Annotated in this window: 17 protein-coding genes and 2 pseudogenes; 13 read left to right on the top strand and 6 right to left on the bottom strand. The window is 62.7% G+C overall.

What is annotated here, in order from left to right; translation table 11 throughout:
* Window positions 1–38: 38 nt before the first annotated feature.
* Genes IVB50_RS08700 through IVB50_RS08690 form a run of 3 tightly spaced genes read right to left on the bottom strand, consistent with a single transcriptional unit; the run spans window position 39 to window position 1,644 of the window.
* Window positions 39–764, bottom strand: a complete 726-nt coding sequence (locus tag IVB50_RS08700) for an SOS response-associated peptidase family protein (RefSeq protein ID WP_247295521.1) — start codon at window positions 762–764, stop codon at window positions 39–41.
* 5 nt (window positions 765–769) lie between these two features.
* Window positions 770–1,219, bottom strand: a complete 450-nt coding sequence (locus tag IVB50_RS08695; protein WP_247295519.1) for a hypothetical protein — start codon at window positions 1,217–1,219, stop codon at window positions 770–772.
* A 14-nt stretch (window positions 1,220–1,233) separates the two neighbouring features.
* Window positions 1,234–1,644, bottom strand: a complete 411-nt coding sequence (locus IVB50_RS08690; protein ID WP_247295517.1) for a hypothetical protein — start codon at window positions 1,642–1,644, stop codon at window positions 1,234–1,236.
* Window positions 1,645–2,000: 356 nt separating this feature from the next.
* On the opposite strand from IVB50_RS08690, the gene IVB50_RS08685 reads away from it, so the two are divergent.
* From IVB50_RS08685 to IVB50_RS08635, 11 genes are all read left to right on the top strand, one after another.
* Window positions 2,001–2,954, top strand: coding sequence for a LysR family transcriptional regulator (locus tag IVB50_RS08685; protein ID WP_247295514.1), 954 nt, complete (start codon window positions 2,001–2,003; stop codon window positions 2,952–2,954).
* 177 nt (window positions 2,955–3,131) lie between these two features.
* Window positions 3,132–4,541, top strand: coding sequence for a 3-isopropylmalate dehydratase large subunit (leuC, locus tag IVB50_RS08680; RefSeq protein ID WP_247295512.1), 1,410 nt, complete (start codon window positions 3,132–3,134; stop codon window positions 4,539–4,541).
* On the top strand, window positions 4,542–5,168 hold the full coding sequence (leuD, locus tag IVB50_RS08675) for a 3-isopropylmalate dehydratase small subunit (RefSeq protein ID WP_247295510.1): 627 nt from the start codon (window positions 4,542–4,544) through the stop codon (window positions 5,166–5,168).
* A gap of 31 nt (window positions 5,169–5,199) precedes the next feature.
* Complete coding sequence (gene leuB / locus IVB50_RS08670; RefSeq protein ID WP_247295506.1) at window positions 5,200–6,339, top strand: 3-isopropylmalate dehydrogenase; 1,140 nt, start codon at window positions 5,200–5,202, stop codon at window positions 6,337–6,339.
* Between the two features lie 26 nt (window positions 6,340–6,365).
* A complete protein-coding gene (locus tag IVB50_RS08665) occupies window positions 6,366–7,388 on the top strand; it encodes an ABC transporter substrate-binding protein (protein ID WP_247295504.1) in 1,023 nt (340 codons plus the stop codon).
* 44 nt (window positions 7,389–7,432) lie between these two features.
* Complete coding sequence (locus tag IVB50_RS08660) at window positions 7,433–8,218, top strand: ABC transporter ATP-binding protein (RefSeq protein ID WP_247295502.1); 786 nt, start codon at window positions 7,433–7,435, stop codon at window positions 8,216–8,218.
* 85 nt (window positions 8,219–8,303) lie between these two features.
* The gene (locus IVB50_RS08655; RefSeq protein WP_247295500.1) at window positions 8,304–9,089 is read left to right on the top strand and encodes an ABC transporter permease; all 786 of its coding nucleotides are present in this window, start codon (window positions 8,304–8,306) and stop codon (window positions 9,087–9,089) included.
* A gap of 1,608 nt (window positions 9,090–10,697) precedes the next feature.
* The gene (locus IVB50_RS08650) at window positions 10,698–11,657 is read left to right on the top strand and encodes a LysR family transcriptional regulator (protein WP_247295498.1); all 960 of its coding nucleotides are present in this window, start codon (window positions 10,698–10,700) and stop codon (window positions 11,655–11,657) included.
* Window positions 11,658–11,771: 114 nt separating this feature from the next.
* Window positions 11,772–12,965 (top strand): CaiB/BaiF CoA-transferase family protein, encoded by a 1,194-nt coding sequence (locus tag IVB50_RS08645; RefSeq protein ID WP_247295496.1) that lies wholly within the window; start codon window positions 11,772–11,774, stop codon window positions 12,963–12,965.
* Complete coding sequence (locus tag IVB50_RS08640; protein WP_247295494.1) at window positions 12,962–13,903, top strand: hydroxymethylglutaryl-CoA lyase; 942 nt, start codon at window positions 12,962–12,964, stop codon at window positions 13,901–13,903. Before IVB50_RS08645 ends, IVB50_RS08640 begins: the two co-directional genes overlap by 4 nt.
* Window positions 13,904–13,942: 39 nt before the next feature.
* Window positions 13,943–15,292: an MFS transporter gene (locus tag IVB50_RS08635; RefSeq protein ID WP_247295492.1), complete on the top strand. Its 1,350-nt coding sequence runs from the start codon at window positions 13,943–13,945 to the stop codon at window positions 15,290–15,292.
* A 516-nt stretch (window positions 15,293–15,808) separates the two neighbouring features.
* On the opposite strand, the pseudogene IVB50_RS08630 reads toward IVB50_RS08635, so the two are convergent.
* A pseudogene (locus IVB50_RS08630) lies at window positions 15,809–15,946 on the bottom strand (SRPBCC domain-containing protein); the annotation flags it as partial.
* A gap of 235 nt (window positions 15,947–16,181) precedes the next feature.
* On the opposite strand from IVB50_RS08630, the pseudogene IVB50_RS08625 reads away from it, so the two are divergent.
* Window positions 16,182–16,554: pseudogene (locus tag IVB50_RS08625) on the top strand (NUDIX domain-containing protein).
* Between the two features lie 65 nt (window positions 16,555–16,619).
* On the opposite strand, the gene IVB50_RS08620 reads toward IVB50_RS08625, so the two are convergent.
* Window positions 16,620–17,207 carry an ANTAR domain-containing protein gene (locus tag IVB50_RS08620; RefSeq protein ID WP_247477295.1) on the bottom strand — a complete coding sequence of 196 codons (588 nt, stop codon included), beginning with the start codon at window positions 17,205–17,207 and terminating at the stop codon, window positions 16,620–16,622.
* Entirely contained in the window at window positions 17,204–18,379 is a 1,176-nt protein-coding gene (locus IVB50_RS08615; RefSeq protein ID WP_247295488.1) for a transporter substrate-binding domain-containing protein, read from the bottom strand. Before IVB50_RS08615 ends, IVB50_RS08620 begins: the two co-directional genes overlap by 4 nt.
* A gap of 408 nt (window positions 18,380–18,787) precedes the next feature.
* On the opposite strand from IVB50_RS08615, the gene IVB50_RS08610 reads away from it, so the two are divergent.
* Window positions 18,788–20,188 carry an amidase gene (locus tag IVB50_RS08610; protein ID WP_247295486.1) on the top strand — a complete coding sequence of 467 codons (1,401 nt, stop codon included), beginning with the start codon at window positions 18,788–18,790 and terminating at the stop codon, window positions 20,186–20,188.
* The last annotated feature ends 12 nt before the right edge of the window (window positions 20,189–20,200 follow it).

Here is a 20,200-nt window from a genome sequence, read left to right as displayed (position 1 = left end):
CAGCTCTCCTGATTGCCCAGCGCTCGGCGTCCGCGGAGTCACGAAGGCGAAGCTGGGATATCTTCCTTCAGACCCCGGGCGACGATCTGGAGCGCTCCGTCCGGAAGCGGCCGCTGCAGCTTCAGGGCTTCCTCCGCAGGCGCCGTCATCCAGGTCTCGATCTCGTCGGGCGTCGTCAGGATCACTGGCATGGCCTTCGGGTGGATGGCACCGACCTCGGCGTTCGGCTCGGTAGTCAGGAACGCATAGAGATCGTTGGTCGTCTCGCCCTCCTTCACCTTCCGCACCGACGTCCAGTTGGCCCAAATGCCGGCGAAGCACGCGAGCGGACGGGTCTCGTCAAGGGCGAACCAGATGTCGCCGCCCTCGGTCTTGTTGAACTCGCTGAAGCTGTTGAACGGCACGACGCAGCGGTGCTCCGGACCCAGCCACCGCGCCCAGTGTTTGCTCTTCACGTTGCGGATATTGGTGGTTCCGGAATCAGGCTCCATCCGGAGCAATTCCTTGAAGTCGACGGTCTTGCCCTTGGCTTGCAGCTTCTCGGCCCGCTTCTTGGTGGCGTCCATCAATGCTTTCGACGATGACGGCATGCCCCAGCGCGCGGTAGCGAGCTCGCGGCCATCGGCGCCGGTCCGGACGATCGGCGCCTTATAATCTGGAAAGACGCCCGGCATCGGCGCAAGGTTACCGACGTACCTGTTGACGACGCGAAACAGCGTGCTGATGGCGGCCTGGTTGGTTGTGATCGAATAAAGATTGCACACGGTGGTCAGGTCTCCGGATCCGGATGCCGGGCCCGCTGCCGCAGCTGCAGCAGGGTGGCAGGCGGTCGCTTCCCGGCTTTGGCGCACTCCCGGCAACGCAAGCGGCTCGCGAGGTCGTGCACGAATGTCGTCGATGCATGGATAAGCGTCGCCAGATCGACGTTGCGGGCGCCCTTGCAGCGTGAGCATTCGATCTGGAGCCATCTATAGCTACCGTTGATCGCCTGGTCGATCGTCGGGGACGGGTCGATCGGCTCGCCGTCCGACCACATGCGCTCGTTCCAGCTTTCCGCAAGCAGCTTGTCCGCCGTCCGGATCAGAGCCTCGCCCTTGGCCCTGGCCTCGGCGGACTGCGCGGCCAGAATCGTCGTCATCGCTCGGGCCTTGCCGAGTTCCTTGGCGAGGGCCTTGCGGTCACCTCCGGAGAGGGGCGTCGGATGGTGCTTGTGGGCCACGGCGTCCCGACTGCCTAAGGGACGTCGTAGGCCGGCCAGCAGCCGTCTTCCTCATGGCGGCCGGTCCGCTGCGTGCAGGTGTTGTCCAGGAGACGCTGGCCGACGTCCTTCCAGATCGCGTCCCGACCGTACAGGCGGGCCGCGTCAGCTTTTTGGATTTCGACGGTTCTGCCGCAGCGCCGACAGCCTACCCTCAGTAAATGCTGGGGAATTTGGGCCAGCCGCGTCCGGACTCCCGCTTTGCCATCATTCAACGAACCGCCTTCGGCACGGGCGTCTTCCAATAGAGCTCGCCAGTATTCGGGCGGGAGATCCTCGTCCGGAGCCGATACGGGTCCCGGAGGGCCCTTTCTGGCGACGGCAGCGGCCATCTTCTCCATTTGCTTCCGGGTCGGCATGCGCCAGCTGGCAGGTCGGTCAGTCATGCCGCATTAGAACATAACAAGAACTCTAGAGTCGAGTCCGTCGAAGCCCCGGATGTAAGTGTTGGACGCGAGGGACACATCCGCGCGTTCTGCAGCGGCTATCATCGAAGTAGTCCGCGATGTAGTCGATGCTGTAGGCCACAACCCGCCGGCTTCCATTTTTCAGGAAATCGGCAGAACGGCATAAAACGTCCCAAAATTCCGTGTCTTTTCCGCCATGTCAACCGCCGTGAAAGGTGTACCCCGCAAATGGAATTGTTTGTCCCGAGTGAAGCGCGATCTAACACCGGACTTGCGACCAGCTGCCAAACTTCTTCACAATGCGTGCGTCAGAGACCCGCCCGAGGATCTTGCGGATGACGGCCAAAATCGATCTGCTGACCCTGCAATTGTTCGTGGCGATCGTCGAGGAGCAGAGTATCGCGAAGGCGGCGGAGAAGAAGAGCATCGCTGCGTCCGCGGTCAGCCGCCGCATCTCTGATATCGAGAACCGCTTCCAGGTCGAACTGCTGCACCGCCACTCCAAAGGGATCGAGCCGACACCGGCCGGTTTCGCGCTGCTCGAGCACGCCCGCATCATCCTTGGAAATCTGAGCAAGCTCGAGACCGAGCTGACGGGATACCGGCAGGGCAAGCGCGGTCTCATCCGGGTCTGTGCCAACAAGTCCGCGATTCTCGAAGCCTTGGCGGACGAGCTCAGCGTGTTCCTGGAGCGGCATCCGCTGGTCCACATCGAGATCGAGGAGGATCTCAGCCCGGCGATCGTGCGCGCGGTGGTGGAGAACCGGGCCGACATCGGCATCTTCGGCGGCAACATCGACGGACAGGATCTGGAGGTGCTGTCCTATCGCAGCGACAGCCTGGTCGCGCTGGTCACGCGCGACCATCCGCTGGCGGGCCGCAGCGGCATTCGCTTCCGCGAGCTGGTCGATTTCGACTTCGTCAGCCTGGAGAAGGGCAGCTCGATTGAAACGCTGTGCGTTAGGGCGGCCGCAGCGCTCGGGCAGCACCTCAAGGTGCGCATCCGCGTCAGCAGTTTCGATGCGCTGTTCCGCGTCATCGATGCCAGGATGGGGGTCGGCATCGTGCCGCTGGAGATCGTTCGCGACCGCTACGGCGTCGACAGTCTCGTCACCGTCCCGCTCGACGAGCCCTGGGCGCGACGCGAGCTGGTCATGGGCGTGCGCGATTACAAGTCGCTGCCCCCAGTCACGAAGCTGCTGGTAGACCGTCTGCGGATCCATGCCGATGCGCGTCCCGTCGCGAGCGACGTCTCCGACCGGCTGACGGTCGTGCCGGGCAGGGGCTGACGTCGCTCCTGCAAGCGCCCCTGTCAAGCCCCTGCCATCGCCGGCCGCGATGGCTCGCTGCCAAACCGTCACTGCACATTCTTGAGACGGACTTCTATCCTGCTCGCCGACATCGCCGTCGGTCCGCATGATCGGCAGCACTACGGCACATCAGATGCCGAACATGGGAGGACGATCGTGGACACGCACGGTCGCACGCTGCTGGCCAAAATCTGGGACCAGCATGTCGTCGCTCAGCTCAGCGATGATACTGATCTGCTTCACGTGGATCGCCATCTGTTGCACGACCTCGGCGGTTCCCGCGGCCTGCTTGACCTCAAAAGCCGCAACATTCCGGTCCATAATCCCGAGCTGACCTTTGCCACGCCCGATCATGCGATTTCGACGGCGGCGGGGCGTGCCGGCACCATCAAGACCGGGTGGGATCTGCTGGCGGCGTTACGGACTGAGACCTCCGCCAGCAACATCCGGCTGTTCGACCTCGACCAGCCCGGGCAGGGTATCGTCCATGTCATCGGTCCCGAACTCGGTCTCAGCCTACCCGGCTGCCTGATCGTCTGCGGCGACAGCCATACCTGCACCCATGGCGGGCTCGGCGCGCTCGCCTTCGGCATTGGCTCCAGCGAGCTCACGCATGTGCTGGCGACCCAGACCATCATCCAGCGCCGGCCGAAAACCATGCGCGTGACATTCGACGGGCGGCTGCCGTTCGGCGTCACCGCGAAGGATCTCATCCTCGCCTTGATCGGCCGTGTCGGCGCCGCCGGGGGCACCGGCTATGCAGTCGAATATGCCGGCAGTGCGATCCGGGACCTGCCGGTCGAAGGTCGGCTCACCATCTGCAACCTCTCGGTCGAGCTTGGCGCCAAGATGGGGATGATCGCGCCGGATGAGGCGACGTTTGCTTACATCCGCGGCCGCCCCTATGCGCCGCAACGCGAGATGTGGGACCGCGCCGTCGCGGCGTGGCGGACGCTTCGGAGCGACAGCGACGCGGTGTTCGATCGCGAAGTCTCGATCGACGTCGGGGCCATCATCCCGCAGATCACCTGGGGCACCAGTCCCGAGCATGTCCTCGGCGTTGATGGCCGCATCCCGGATCCCGCCGATATCGCCGATCCGGCGCGCCGCTGCGCGATCGAGATCGCGCTCGACTATATGGGCCTCAAGCCGGGCGCGCCGATCGCCGGCACCAAGGTCGATTGGGTCTTCATCGGCTCCTGCACCAACAGCCGCCTCAGCGATCTGCGCGCGGCTGCGGAAGTCGCGCGTGGCCGCAAGGTTGCGCCGGGCGTGCGCGCCTGGGTCGTGCCGGGTTCGGAGACCGTGAAGCGAGATGCGGTCGCCGAGGGGCTCGACAAGATCTTCATCGACGCGGGCTTTGAATGGCGCGAGCCCGGATGCTCGATGTGCCTTGCTGCCAACGGCGAGACGGTGCCGCCCGGCCAGCGCTCGGTGTCGACTTCGAACCGCAATTTCATCGGCCGGCAAGGGCCACGCGCCCGCACTCACCTGGCGAGCCCGGCCATGGCCGTTGCGGCGGCGGTGTCCGGTGCCATCGCCGACGTCCGAACCATGGAGCGCTAGATGGCGCAAGCCTTCACAAAACTGACCGCGACCGCTGCGCCGATCATGCGCACCAATGTCGATACCGATGTCATCATCAGCATCAACCGCATGATCGGAAATTCCGTCCGCGGCAGTCTCGGCAAATGGGCGTTCGGTTCGCTGCGCTATTTGCCTGATGGCTCGGACAATCCGGAGTTCATCCTCAATCGCGAGCCTTATCGCGGTGCGGAAATCCTCGTCGCGGGTCCGAATTTCGGCTGCGGCTCGTCGCGCGAGGCGGCGGTGTGGGCGCTGCAGGAAATGGGGATTCGCGCCATCATCGGATCCGGCTTCGGCGACATCTTCTTCGCCAACTGCTTCCAGAACGGCATCCTCCTGGTGGTGCTGGACAAGGCCGTCATCGACGGCCTCGCCGCGGAAATCGAAGCGAGCCAGGGCGCGGGACGTCTCAGTGTCGACCTGGAGGAGCAGACGGTCACCTCACCGTCGGGCGTCCGGCACGCCTTCGAGATCGACCCGCGCCGCCGTGTGGGGCTGCTCGAAGGCCTCGACGAGATTTCGCTGACGTTGCGGCGAGAGCAGGAGATTCGCGCCTTCCAGGCATCCGACCGCGACGCGCGGCCGTGGATTCACTTTGCAGGATAATCGGCAAGATAATCGTCAGGACACATCAGGCATGAATACGCTTTCGAACATGATCAAGGTCGCGGTGGTCGGCGGTGAAGGCATCGGTCCGGAGGTGACCGACCAATCGCATCGCATTCTCAAATGGTTCTCGGCCCGGCGCGGTATCCCGGTCGCTCTGCGCGAAGCGCAATACGGTCTCATCCCTTACCTTTCGACCGGGAAGGTGCTGCCCGATGACACCGTCGCGGCGATGGAGGAGGCCGACGCCATTCTCTGGGGCGCGACCGGCGGCCCGGAAACCACGGAAGTGCCTCCGGCCGCGCGCAAGGCGGGAAGCCTGCTGTCGCTGCGCAGCAAATACGATCTCTATGCCAATCTCCGGCCGATCGTCGCCAATCCGGCGCTGGCGGATTCCGCGCCGCTCAAGGCCGCGGTGCTGAAGGATGTCGACTTCATCATCATCCGCGAGCTCACCAGCGGCATCTATTTCGGCGAGCCGCGCGGCATCGAAACCCTTCCCGACGGCCAGCGCCGCGGCTTCAACACCCAGCAATACACCACCAGCCAGGTCCGCCGGGTGGCGCGTACCGCGTTCGAGTTGGCGCGGACGCGCAAGGGCCGGGTCTGCTCCGTCGACAAGGCCAACGTGCTGGAAACCAGCGTGCTGTGGCGCGAGGAGGTCACCGCGCTGCATGAAGCGGAATTCTCGGACGTCGAGTTGACGCACCTCTACGTCGACAACGCCGCCATGCAGATCGTGCGGGCGCCGTCGCAGTTCGACGTCATGGTGACCTGCAACATCTTCGGCGACATTCTCTCCGATTGCGCCGCGATGGCGTCGGGCTCGCTCGGCATGCTGCCGTCAGTCTCGCTCGGGCCGCCGGACCGGCTCGGACGCCGCAAGGCGCTCTATGAACCGGTCCACGGCAGCGCGCCTGATATTGCCGGCAAGGGCATCGCCAATCCGCTCGGCTCGATCCTTAGCGTCGCGATGATGTTGCGCATCACCCTCAATCGGCCCGATGATGCCACGCTACTGGAGACGGCCGTGGACACGGCGCTGGCTGCGGGCGCAAGAACGGCCGATATTGCCGAACCCGGCGCCAAACGACTTTCGACCCAGGAGATGGGCGATGCGGTGCTGAACGCGCTCGACAAGGTGGTCGGCAGAGAGAGGGAGCACGCGTGATGAGAACTCGGGTCAGCAGACGGGCCGTGTTGACGATCGTCGCGGGCGCCGGTGCCTCGATGGCGGCAGGGCGAGTGTGGGCGGATACCCCATCGGGCCGCGCGATCTATCCGGTGGCCATTCCGATCTATCAGTCTCAGTTCGTCGCGGATCGGGCCGGATTCTTCAAGGAGGCCGGCCTCGACTGCAAGCTGATCCAGGGCGGCAGCGGTGTGAAGACGCGCGAGATCATCGCCTCGTCGCAGGGCGATATCGGCATCGGCGATATCACCCACCCGATGCAGCTCAGCAATCACGGCCGCAGCGCGCGGGTGCTGATGCCGGTCGATACCCGCAGCAACGCCGCGATCTTCATCATCCGTAAGGATCTGTTCGACCAGGGTATCACCAGCCTGGAGGCATTGGCGAAGTGGAAGCGGCCTGACGGACGCAAGCCGATCGTTTCGGTATCCTCGTTGGGCGGCACAAATCACGTCTGGGCCTCCTATTACATGGAAACCATGGGCTTGGACGACAAGGTGACCTGGATCGGCACCGGCAATGTCGACACCATGATGGGCACGTTGAAGACGAAGCAGGTCGATGTTCTCATCAACTCGCCGTCGATCCTGAAGGATTCGATCGAGCAGGGCTGGGGCGCGCTGTTGTTCGATGGAACCGACGAGACGGTCTGGGCCAAGTACATCGGCGGCAAGGTCCCCGTGACGTCTCACTTCACCCTGCAGTCGACCATCGACAAGGACCCGCAGAAGATGCAGGCGTGCCTCACGGCGCTGTGGCGCGCAACCCAGTGGATCAAGGGGCATTCTCCCGAAGAGATCTATGATGCGATCGAGCCTTATGTCGGCAGTACGTCGCGCGACGCGAACCTTGTCGACATTGCGGTCATGAAGAAGGTCACCGACTACGAATGCATCATCGATGCGGCCAGCTTCGCGCGCGGCGAGAAAGTCTGGTTCCGTGAAATGACCGGCATCAAGCCGCTGGCGATGGCCGACGTCGTCAACACCAGCTTCATCGAAGCGGCACGCAAGGCCTATCCGGCTTGACGGTGCAGGTCTTACCCGCGCCGCGGTCCGTTGCATCGCCGGAGATGCAGCGCATCGACGTGCGCGGATTGTGCAAGACCTTTCAATTGGCGGGAGCCGCCATCGAGGCGGTGCGCGACGTCTCCTTCAATGTCCGGCGCGGCGAGTTTGTTGCTCTTCTGGGGCCATCCGGTTCGGGCAAGAGCACCGTCCTCAACATGATCGCGACCCTGGTCAAGCCGACGAGCGGACAGATCCTGATTGACGGTGCGCCTGTCGTTCCCGGACGGGCTACGTCTGACGTCGGCTATGTGTTCCAGCGCGATACCCTGTTTCCCTGGCGCACCGTCGCCGACAACATCGGCTACGGCCTGGAGCTGGCCGGTGTCCCGGCGGCGGAGCGAAAGGATCGTGTCCGCGCCTGCCTCGCGCAAGCCGGACTGGAGGGTTTCGGCGATGCCTACCCTTCCGCATTGTCGGGCGGCATGCGCCAGCGCGCCGCCTTAATGCGAACGCTGGTCGTCGAACCGCAAGTTCTGCTGATGGACGAGCCGTTCGGCGCGCTCGACACCCACACCAAGATCGACATGCACGACGTGCTGCTTCGCATTTGGGAGCGCGAGCAGCAGACAGTGCTGTTCGTGACCCATGATCTCGGGGAGGCCCTGACGCTGGCTGACCGCATCATTCTGTTTTCGGCGCGGCCCGGCCAGATCAAGGAAACCTTCGAGGTGGATTTCGCCCGCCCGCGCAATGCGGTGAAGATCCGTGAGACGCCGCGTTATGCCGAGCTGTTCCAGCTGATCTGGCACTCGCTCGGCGAGGAGTTCATCAAGGGCCGCAAGCCATGAGACGAGGTCGCCGCCCCGGCAGAACCCTGGCCTGGAGGTGTTGATCTGCATCGGCTTGTTGTCGATCTGGCAGTGGGGATACGATTTGCACAGCCGCCTTCCCTGGTTGGTGCCGGATCTGCTCGACCCCTATTTCGTGTCCAAGCCATCCCAGATCTTCGAACATTTCCTGATCCTGAGCTGCCTCAAATCCAAGCTCGGAATGTTCAACGGCTGGTTCAATGGCGAATTCGCCCGCTGCATGGCACGATCCGAGAACAATCTCTGGATCGCCACCGCGGTCACCCTGAAGAACACCTTCTTCGGCTTCGTAACCGGCGTCAGCAGCGGCTTTGCCGCGGGACTCGTGCTGGGTCGCTCGGACCGGCTGAGCGCCATTTTCCAGCCGTTCATCACGGCGGTGAACTCCATTCCCCGCATCGCGCTGGCACCGATCATCGTGCTGGCCTTCGGCATCGGCGACACGTCGAAGGTCGTCACGTCTTGGATCGTGGTCGTCTTTCTCGTGTTCTTCAACACGTTCGAGGGCGCTCGCTCGATCGACGAGGGCTTTGTCAACGCATCCCGGCTGCTAGGCGCCAGCGAGTGGCAGATCACCCGCACGGTGGTAATTCCCTCGACCATGGCCTGGGTCTTTGCCTCGTTGACGCCTGCGATTTCCTTCGCCTTGATAGGGGTCATTGTCGGTGAATTCATCGGCGCAGAACGGGGCATCGGGCGCCTGATCATCGAGTCCGAGGCGCGCGCGGAGGCCTCGGGAATGATGGTCGCGGTCATCGTGTTGATGCTGGTCGGCGTTGCGCTATCCGCGTTGATCTGGCGACTGCAGGCCTACCTGCTGCGCTGGCAGCAGCACAATCTAGCCGAATAACTCTGCTGTGCTAAACGTTCTGGGCTTGCGCGAGGAGCAATCCTTCAGTCTCCGCATCTTTGCTCGATCCTGACGACCTGCGTGATCAGCAGGCGCGCGCTATCGCCGGATCAATTGTCTTCGGGTGTCGGGGGTAGCGCCGGTGCACCTCAAGAAGGATATCCGTGAAGCTGACGTCGCGCTAGATTCACCAGAGTTGCACTGCGGTCCCACCCTGTGAACCTTGCTCCGGTCGTTGTTCCAAATGTGTACTTTTCGGTATTCTGCCCTGATTGGCTCTAGGTGGTCACGATTTGGAGAATGGATTGAACAATCGCATATTCCGGCGCGTCCTGACTTCCTTTTGGCCCCCAAGAAGAGAACAAGCATGATTCCGGTGCCGAGATTCGCACAGGATCGTCCCCGCGGCGCTCGGGCGCTCAGTCCATCCATTCAAATGCTCGGACGAGGTATTCCCTGCCGTCGCGGAACTGGCATTCACCGTGCGCCATTACTACCATGGAAGGATCCCAGGATAGTATCTTTGCCCTGGCCTGGCGGAGCACTTTCCGTCGCAGAAAAGCGGAGCGCCAATCATGAGGGGCATACCCTTTTCCCTCTGTAATACCGGAAACGCGCGCGAGCCAGCGTTGCCAGGGAGCCAGTGTTCCAGAAGCCACCTGTTCGAAAAGTTCTCTGAAAGATTCGCCAGTACTGCTGTGCGAGATTTCCGATGGAAGAAGACAATCTCATCCATCATGAACGACCCTCGAACCCAGCATTGCTCGATTGGCCGGCCCAATGGCTTGGTGCTTCATCCACAAGGGGTGGCTCGAAATTGAGATTGGGCCGCTTTCTCAAGGTAGATGCAGGCCCTCACAATCTCGCATGAGGAAATGCCTCTTGCCAGCTCTTCAAATAGAGATGATGCAGTTTATTGGGGCTAACCAAATGGGTTGGCGAACCAATGGCGGTGACATCCTGCCGAAGTTGATTGGTCAGCTCTACTGGTGACCAAATCCAGAGGCATCCATCTTGCAGTCGGATCGCCACACTGCGGGTTGGATAAGGGAAACCGTAAAAGCTGACAATGTCGCCTTCGATGATCCAGATTCTTCGCCGATTGAAACCAGTGAACTGTCCTCCATCAGTGAGCGTGATGCCTGACCCGCTCGCGTGTTAGGCTACACCAACATGAGATAAATGATCCGGCCAAAAGCTCCCAAGAGCAGCACGAGTGCCGCCATGGCCTGAATGAAGAAACCCGCAAAACGCCGCTCAGCGGCCGATGCGTAGCCCATGCAATAGATGATACGAAAGGATCCACACGGTGCCGAAAGCGGCCGCCCATGGCGTGCTCCAATACATCGCGAACAACCACAGCGCAGGCAGGAAAATCGGCATCCATTCGAGGCGGTGCACCTCAAGAAGGACGGTCGGTGAACTCCGTCGCCGCGATGAGCCGCAGGGACAGGTTCGTACGTTGAATTAGTTGGCCGATGGCTTGGAAAAGAATGATCGATTTTCACTTGAGATTGGCATAGGATTCCAAGATAGCTTGTTTTCGTCGTGGATTTTGAGAAATCCGGGGGCGCCGAACGCTATATCATCCTGCGGTGGGAAACGACCATGCAGGAAAAAGCGCACTCGTCTCGCTCAGCGAGCGGGACACAGAAGACCAACATCGCCAGACGGATCGACCTTACGACCCTGCGACTGTTCATCGCCATCTGCGAAGAGGGCAATTTGACCCGCGCCTCGCAGCGGGAGGCGATCGCCCCCTCCGCCGTCAGCAAGCGCATGCATGATCTCGAGGATGTGCTGAGGGTCGCCCTGTTCGAGCGGCAGCCGAATGGGATGGCGCTGACTCCGGCAGGGGAATCTCTGCTGCATCATGCGCGCGTGACGCTGCTCAACGTCGAGAAAATCGCGGTCGATATGGCAGAGCATGCGCACGGAGTGCGCGGGCATGTGCGGATGCTGGCCAATCTGTCGTCGATCGTCGAATTCCTTCCCGACGATTTGCCCGGCTTCTTTCGCTCCCACGAGCTGGTGCGGCTCGATCTGCAGGAGCGCCCAAGCGCCGATGTCGTTCGCGGCGTCGAGGAGGGGGTAGCCGAAATCGGCATTTGCTCGGCCGACGTGTCGACCCGCGGTCTGGAGCGGTTCTCCTATCGGCGGGACCGCCTCGTCATCGTCGTGCGATCTGACCATCCGCTTGCGTCGGCAAGAGACGTTTCGTTCGCCGACACCCTCGACTACGACCATGTCGGCCTGTTTGCGACCAGCTCGATCTATCTGCGCTCGCAATACACCGCGCAGCAGATCGGCAAGTCGATCCGATTGCGGGTCCACGTGCCGGGTTTTGATGCGGTGTGCCGGATGGTGCAGGCCGGCATGGGGATCGGCCTCATTCCCGACCGTGCATTCGAGGTCCTCAGTCACGGCATGAACCTGACGGCCGTCGAATTGAGCGACGACTGGGCCGATCGCGAACTAGTGCTGGTGGCCAGGGATCCCGCGGGGTTGTCGGCGACAAGCCAGTTGATGCTCGATCATCTGCGACTGCCGGGAACCAAGCCTCACTGATGGCCGCCTTCGCGTCGTTCGTCATCTGCGAACGCGTGTTCATCAAAGGATATTGGACTTAAGGCCCTGCGCTCGGCGACACCACGATCAAAGACGATCGAGGGAGCGCCAGACGTGGACGGACCATTATCCGGAATACGAGTCGTCGAACTTGGCACTTTGATCGCGGCGCCGTTCGCCGCGCGGCTCTTTGCTGAGTTCGGCGCCGAGGTCATCAAGATCGAGCAGCCGGGCGGCGGGGATCCGTTGCGCAGATGGCGCAAGCTGCATCAGGGCACCTCGCTGTGGTGGTACCTGCAATCGCGCAACAAGAAGTCAATCGCGATCGACTTGAAATCACCTGACGGTCGCGAGGTCGCGCTGCGGCTGGCCGCGCAAGCCGATGTCCTCATTGAGAACTTCAAGCCGGGCACCCTCGAGAAGCTCGGCCTCGGCTGGGATGTGCTGTCGAAGCTCAATCCGGACCTGACACTCGTGCGCATCTCCGGCTACGGGCAGACCGGGCCATATCGCGACCGCTCCGGGTTCGGAGCGATTGGAGAGGCCATGGGCGGGCTGCGCTTCACCACGGGGGACCCGGACAGCCCGCCGGCCCGGGTCGGCATCAGCCTCGGCGACAGCCTGGCCTCGCTCCACGGCGTGATAGGCGCGCTGATGTCGCTGTTCCGCGTCAAGACGGGGCAGGGCCGCGGCCAGATCGTCGACGTCTCCCTCTATGAGAGCGTGTTCAATCTGATGGAAAGTCTCGTGCCGGAATATGACCTCATGGGCCACGTCCGGACACGCACCGGCGGCACCCTGCCGGGCATCAGTCCATCCAATACATATCCAAGTTCCGACGGGCGCCATGTCGTGATCGCCGGCAACAGCGACGCGATCTTCAAGCGCTTGATGCTGGTCATCGGGCGGCCGGACCTTGCCGATGATCCGGCCCTTGCCAGCAATGACGGGCGCGTCCGCAGCAACGCCTTGCTCGATGCTGCCATCACTGCATGGACCTCGCAGCGAACGATGGACGAGATCCTCGCGCTTCTCGATGCTGCCGACGTTCCCGCGGGCCGGATCTATTCCGTAGCCGATATTGTCGACGATCCCCATTACGCCGCCCGCGACATGATCCTGCCGATTGAGCTGCCGGGCGACGTCACCGTGAAGATGCCGGGCATCGCGCCAAAGCTCTCCGACACGCCGGGTGCGGTCAAATGGCCCGGACCGACGCTGGGACAGCATACCGACGAGGTGCTGACGGGGCTCGGCATGCAGGCGGACGATATCGCGCAGCTGCGCCGGAGCGGAGCGGTGAGATGACGGCAACGCCGCCCGACATCCGGATCCAGGAAGTCGCTCCGCGCGACGGCCTTCAGATCGAAGCGAAATGGGTCGAAACCAACGAAAAAATCCGGCTGATCAATTCGCTCTCTGCGATTGGCTTCGGCCGCATTGAGGTCTCGTCGTTCGTGTCACCAGCGGCCGTGCCGTCGCTGCGCGACGCCGCGGACGTCTTCGCCGGCATCGAACGGCGGCCCGGCTCCGTCTACACGGCCTTGATCCCGAACCGGAAGGGCGCAGAACTGGCGTTGGCGGCACGTGCCGACGAGCTCAATTTCGTGATGTCGGCGAGCGAGACGCACAACCGCGCCAACATGAACATGACACATGCGATATCGCTGGCGTCGCTCGGCGAGATCGTGAAGCCGGTCCATGCAGGCGGCGCGTTGGTCAACGCGACGGTTGCGACGGCGTTCGGCTGTCCGTTCGAAGGCCTGCAGCCATTCGCGAAGGTGCTCGATATCGTCAAGCGCTATCTCGATCTCGGGGTTGATGGCGTCACGCTCGCGGATACCACGGGCATGGCCAATCCCAATCAGGTCTCGCAGCTGGTGGCCCAGGCTTTGATGCTGGTCCCTGCGGATAGGCTTACGCTTCACTTCCACAACACGCGCGGACTTGGGCTGGTCAACGTCCTCGCTGCCTATGACATCGGCGCGCGCCGCTTTGACGCTGCACTGGGCGGCCTCGGTGGATGTCCATTTGCGCCGGGCGCCACTGGCAATGTCTGTACCGAAGACCTCGTTAATCTCTGTCACGAGACGGGCTTGCGAACCGGTCTCGACCTGCAGCGCTTGATCGATCTCTCGTTCCGCTTGCCTGGACTGGTCGGACATGAGGTGCCGGGACAGGTCGCCAAGGCCGGCCGTCCCCTCGATCTACATCCCATCCCGGAGCGGCTGCGACGCTCGGGCTGAGCGATCACTATCAAAATTCAAAACACATTGGAGGAAACCATGACGATTGCCACGGCGGCGACTGCCGACCTCAATGCTGGGCTCACAGAACATCAGGTCATCAAGAAGATTGCGTGGCGGCTGATGCCGCTGATCATCGTCTGCTATTTCTTTGCGTTCTTCGACCGCGTCAACATCAGCTTCGCCAAGGCCGCGCTCCAGGCCGATCTCGGCCTCAGCAACACCGCCTACGGATTTGGCGCCAGCCTGTTCGTCGTCGGCTACGTCCTGCTGGAGGTGCCGAGCAATGTGCTGCTTTATCGCTTCGGCGCACGGCGCTGGATCGCGCGCATCATGATCTCCTGGGGCCTGGCGACGGCGGCGATGGTCTTCGTTCATAACGAGTGGCAGTTCTATGCGCTGCGCTTCGTAATCGGCGCCATGGAGGCGGGATTTGCTCCCGGAATTCTCTATTACCTGACGCTCTGGTTTCCAAAGTCGCATCGCGGCCGCATGACATCCATCTTCTTTCTCGCCACGGCATTTTCAGGGATCATCGGCGCGCCGATCTCGGGTCTCATCCTCAACTACCTGAACGGGCTGCACGGTCTCGCCGGCTGGCAATGGCTGTTCCTCGCCGGTGGTCTTCCATGTGTCGCGCTCGGCTTCGTCGTGCTGCTGCGCTTCGACGACGGGATCGAGCAGGCCAAATGGTTGAGCGACGACGAGCGCCGGTTGATCACGGTTCAGCTGGACCGCCAGAAGACCGAGATCGGCGAACACTCGGCATGGCAGTCGCTGCTCATGCCGGGCGTGTTGCTGCTCGGATTCATCTACTTCCTGATCCAAATCGCCTCTTACGGCCTCAATTTCTGGACGCCTGATCTGATCAAGGCGGCCGGCGGAGGCAGCGCAGCCGCCATCGGCTTTCTGACCGCCGTGCCCTATATCTGCGGCGCGATCTGCATGATCGTCGTCGGACGTTTGTCGGACGCGTCAGGCGAACGCCCGAAGTTTGTCGCAGGCCTGGTTCTCGCTGCGGCGGTAGGCTTCTTCGCCTCCGGTGTATTCGACAGGAACGTCATCACGCTGGTTGGCGCGCTCGCGATCCTGGGCGGCGGCGTGGTCGCGGCCATTCCGACATTCTGGACGCTGCCTCCGAAGATCCTCACCGGAGCTGGCGCTGCGAGTGGAATCGCGCTGATCAACACGCTGGGGCAGGTAGGTGGTATTGTCAGTCCGGTCATGGTCGGCTCAGTCAATGATTTGAGCGGCAGCACGACGCCGGCACTCTATGTGATCGGCGGCTTGTGCGTGCTCTGTGCCGTCCTGCTGCTGACGGTTCTTCCGCGCGATCTGAAAGCCAACGACGTTGCGGATCCGCCATATCTCCGGGGTTCCGAAGGGTAGCAGGGGCGGTAATGAGGAAGATGTGGTCTCCCGCGACCCGAGGAACGATCGCCCTGAACGGCCTTCTAGAATGCCTGTTCAGCGGTAGGCCTCGGTGTTCCAGCGCCCTTTGCTCTGGTGGACATGGCGATCTCATCGAAAGCCATCGTCATGGGGTCAAGGCGGGCCTCGATCGGAGCATCATGGCCGACGTCATCAATAAGAGCAGCGGACGCAACAGTGCCACGCAGGATAACTTTCCGAAGCACATCATCCCGCGAACCTCGACTTCGCCTTCTCGACCGGCCTTCCTTACAAGGATGTGCGGCTGTGAGTTGAAGAGGCCGAAGCCATGGGCGTGCCGATGCTCGTCGGCGGCGCGCTCAGCGTTCCTGGTGATAGCTAATGCGACCTGCGGGCCGGCGCGCGACTGCACGCGCATGGTCGAAAGGGTGGATGGTTGGGCTGGCGTGAAGGTCTGAATGGAAGGTCAGCTGGCCTTTCGGTCAGCCGACTCGCGCTAGTGGCGGTGTCGCTCTAATCAGCCACAGCCGCGTCCTTGCACTTTGCGAAGAACTCGACGGCAATCTTCTTGCCGGAGCCATTGATCAGGCGCTGGCCCAACTGAATGAGCTTGCCGCTTGCTTGTGCCTCGACATCATACGACAGCATTGACCGCGCCAGCCGGCCCCGACCGAATTATCGAGATGCGTGGACCGCCAATCAGTCCTGCGCCCCGCGGGCGGCGACGTGCGGGATCTACGACGCGCGCAGTGCGCCGACGGGCCGGACTGTCGCGATTTCATTTTCGTGCGGAGGATCTGGTCAGTCGTGTGCGCAGAATCGAGGTCAACAAAGCAACCGATGCTTCCGACCATCAACCCCTCGCGGTCGAGCTGGCGGACTAAGAATGGCGAAGTCATCAAAGTTTGCCGTCGCGAAGAACGGCAGGGTCTCCTGGTTCGGCGGAGGCGAGACTAGCGCTGGATGTCTCTGGGCGGCCTCAGAAGGGCCGGCGAGAGGGAGCGAAAGTGTCTCCGTCGCGAGATCATGGGGGAACTGCCTAAGCTCAGGCTTGGCGAGGTGATGCTTTGGAAGGAAGTCGACGCAAGAACCGCAGGTCCGGCCGAAGGATGAGCGATGCGATCTTCCTGAGCATGAAGCCCTCCGGCCGATTGAAGATCGGCGACAAGAAGGAGCTCGACGGGGCAGAATGGCGAAAGCCGCGCGGGAAAATGACCCCAACCCCGCGCTACATTCGCGACAAGCTGTTTCCGAAGTAGGCGGAGTGCCCAACCGCTCACCGCGCGAGCGGAACAACGCCATCACCGTCTCCGACAGAAGCAATCTAACCCACTGCGCGCGGGAGCATACCCCTGGCCGTGATCTCCGCCGAGAGTTCCTCGATCGTCTTACGCTGTTCCATTGCGGTTCTGCGGATCAGGGCAAAGGCGGCAGGTTCGGCGAGCGCATGCGAGTGCATCACCTGGAGAACGGCGGCCAGCACTACCCGACGGGACCGCAGGCGCTGCTCGAGCTTGAGAATCTGTTGCTTCAACTCGCCTGTGCGCTCGTTGCGCTCGAATGCCATGACGAGCGCGGCGTAGATGCCGGCGGACCGCAACGGCTTGATCAAGAACGACGCCGGGTCCAGTTCGAACACCAGCTTGAGGCGGCTCGGCGTCTCGGTGCCGAGCAGGGCGATGACAGGCGATCGCGCTAGGGACTTGCGTTGCGCCGGTTGCAGCAGGGGCAGGAACTCGTCGTCGATCAGCGACAGATCCGGATCAAAGTCGACGGGCTCCGCAGGCATCCATGCGATACCCTCGATTCCCAGTCGCTCGAACTGGCGTCGCACGATGGATGCGTCACGTTCGTCCTTGATGGCGACGAGCGCCTTGCGTCCGCGTAGCGAAAATGAAGACGGTCTGCTCATTTTACAACCCGCAAATGCGGCGCGTTCGGCAATGCGCCGCCCGCCGAGGTTTCTTTCGACGGGCTGACGGCAACGTCGAGCTGCGTCAGGTAGGGATCAGGCTTAACAGGCGCGTCGGCTTCCCAGAAGATATCAAACTGTCCTTGCGGATTGGATACCGCAAGCCGCGGTGTAAGGACGCAATGATTGTTGCCACCGTCGATCCACACCGGTCCTTGCGGCGAATTGTAGCGATATCCGGCCGCGGCGCGTCGCACCTCGGAGATGTCAGACGTGCCCGCGCGTTGCAGCGCGCGCGCCAGCAGATAGACTGCAACATAGGCGGATTGCCCGTCGACGGAAGGGCAGCTGTCCTCCCCATAGCGCGCCTTCCAGCGCGCGACGAAGGCGCGGTTCTCCGGCAGGCGGATGCTCTCGAAATAGGCCGACGACGTGATGCATCCGGCCGATGGCGGCCCGACGATTGCCAATTCCGGCTCGCACAAGCTGCAGCTCAGCATGGGAATCTCCAGCCCCGCGGCCTTGGTGCCGGCGTGAAATGCGCGGATGAAGTCGTAGCTCGAGCTTCCGACCAGCGTATTGAACACGATCGGCGGCTTGCGGCGAACGATCTCGTCGACGATGTGACCGACGGCGCTCTCGCCGAGCTCGAGCAGCCGCTCGGCGAGGATGTGGCCATCCGCCGCGCTCACCAGTTCACGGGTGACGCGATTGGTCTCCCATGTCCACACGTAGTTGGAGCCGACGCAGAAGATCTCTCGCGACAGATTGTCGAGCACGTAGCGGACCAGCGGCAGCACGTTGTGATTGGGCGAGGCGCCGACATAGATCACGTTGTCCGAGCACTCGAAGCCTTCGTAGCGGGCGGGATACCAGAGCAGGCGATCGGTGCGCTCCACGATGGGAAGCACCTGCTTGCGCGAGGCCGAGGTGTAACAGCCGATGATGTGCGCGACGCCGACATTTCGAATGAGGTCGTCACAGACGGTGTGATACTCGGAGACGATGCCGCGAGGATCGCGAACATGAGGCGCGATCGCGAAGTCGAACTCCGTCTGGCTGTTGATCTCGTCGACCGCCATCATCGCGCTCTTGAGGATCTCGCGTCCCATGGCCTGATAAGGCCCGGACTGCGAGCAGATGATGCCAACGGGAACAGACGACTTTGTCATTGACAGCTTTCGATCACGTAACGCGAAGATGAAATCATCATCGAGGATGACTGCGCAAGTGGCTTGCCGTTTTGCTGCGCAGCACTCTCGAAATTTAGGCAGACAGCATCGTTGACAACGCGATAGGCAGTTACTTAGACTTTTCTCCTACAGGGCAACCTCTCGAACCTCGCGTGCGCCGATCTGGCCGATGACGTCCAGTTCCTTGCACTAAGTGCTTCGTTCGATCACGGACCCTAAAGCGACAGATCATAGCCGCGGCATTTGAGCCATTCGTCAGCTCATTCGGGAGGGACGGGTGGCTTTTTTCGTTTGCCGCCGAAGAAGCTGGCGATGCGTCCGCGTCGCCAGAACGGTGACGCATGCGCGAGACGGCGGTGTGTCATGTGAGCGGGAGGGTAAAGAGCGATGGCGCAAGCGGATCTCCACTATGTCGGGCTCGTCGACCTTGGGCGAAAGATCCAGGCGAAAGAGCTGTCGCCGGTCGAAGCGACCAAGGCGATGCTCGGGCGGATCGAGAAGCTCGACGGCAAGCTCAAGAGTTTTGCCTATGTGATGGCTGACTCGGCGCTCGCCGATGCCGCCGCGGCCGAAAAGGAGATCGTCTCCGGCAAGATCAGGGGGCCGCTGCACGGTGTGCCTGTGGCTGTGAAGGATCTCTGCTGGGCCAAGGGTGCACCTGCCGCGCATGGCATGACGATCCATGGTGACTTCCGTCCCACCGAGGATGCAACGGTCGTGGCGCGGCTGAAGGACGCCGGCGCGATCATCCTTGGCAAGCTGCAGCAGACCGAAGGCGCCTACGCCGATCATCATCCGAAGATCGACCCACCGAAAAATCCGTGGAACGCGGATCTCTGGCCGGGCGCATCGTCGAGCGGTTCCGGCGTCGCGACGGCAGCAGGCCTCTGCTTCGGCTCGCTCGGCACCGATACCGGCGGCTCGATCCGCTTTCCCTCCGCGGCCAATGGCGTCACCGGCCTCAAGCCGACCTGGGGACGGGTCAGCCGCTACGGCGCCTTCGAACTCGCCGCGACGCTGGACCACATCGGTCCGATGGCGCGAAGCGCGGTCGATTGCGGCGCCATCCTCGGCGTGATCGCGGGGCAGGACCCCAAGGATACGACGGCGGTGCCGCTGGCGGTTCCTGATTATCTTGCCGGGCTGACCGGTGATCTGCGCGGCGTGACCATTGGCGTCGACCGGCGCTGGACCAGCGACGGCACCGACGGCGATGCGGCCAAGGTGCTGGCCGAGGGGTTGCGGGTGGCGGCCGATCTCGGTGCTAAGATCAAGGAAGTTGCCTTTCCCGATCCCAAGGCGATCATCGACGACTGGTTCCCGCTCTGTGGCATCGAAGTCGCGGTCGCGCATGAGGAGACCTATCCGGCACGCAAGGACGAGTACGGCCCGGCGCTGGCGGGCCTGCTCGATCTCGGCCGGCAGCAGTCCGGCATGGACTATCAGAAGATTGTGCTCCGACGCGAAGCGTTTCGCGGCGCCGTGCGTGCGCTGTTCGAGACGGTCGATCTCCTCGCGATCCCGGCCCAGGCATTCGCCGCGCCGACGCTTGCCAAGATGGCAGCGCTCGGTGAGGACGCCTCGCTGATTGGAGGCTTGCTCCGCTTTACATGCCCGTTCGACATGACGGGGAGTCCGACCGTGACATTGCCCGGCGGCTTCGCGGCGAATGGCGGCCCGGTCGGTTTCCAGTTCGTCGGCCGTCACTTCGAAGAGGCCGGCCTCGTTCGCGCAGGCGATGCGCTCCAGCGCGTCACCGACTGGCACAAGCGTCATCCCGCGATCTGAGCCGAGGAGCCG

Origin of the sequence: Bradyrhizobium sp. 87, from assembly GCF_023073015.1 — a bacterium.
GTDB classification, from domain to species: Bacteria; Pseudomonadota; Alphaproteobacteria; order Rhizobiales; family Xanthobacteraceae; genus Bradyrhizobium; species Bradyrhizobium canariense_D.
Note: the sequence above shows the minus strand (reverse complement) of the source record. Positions and strands in the feature narration are given on the sequence as shown.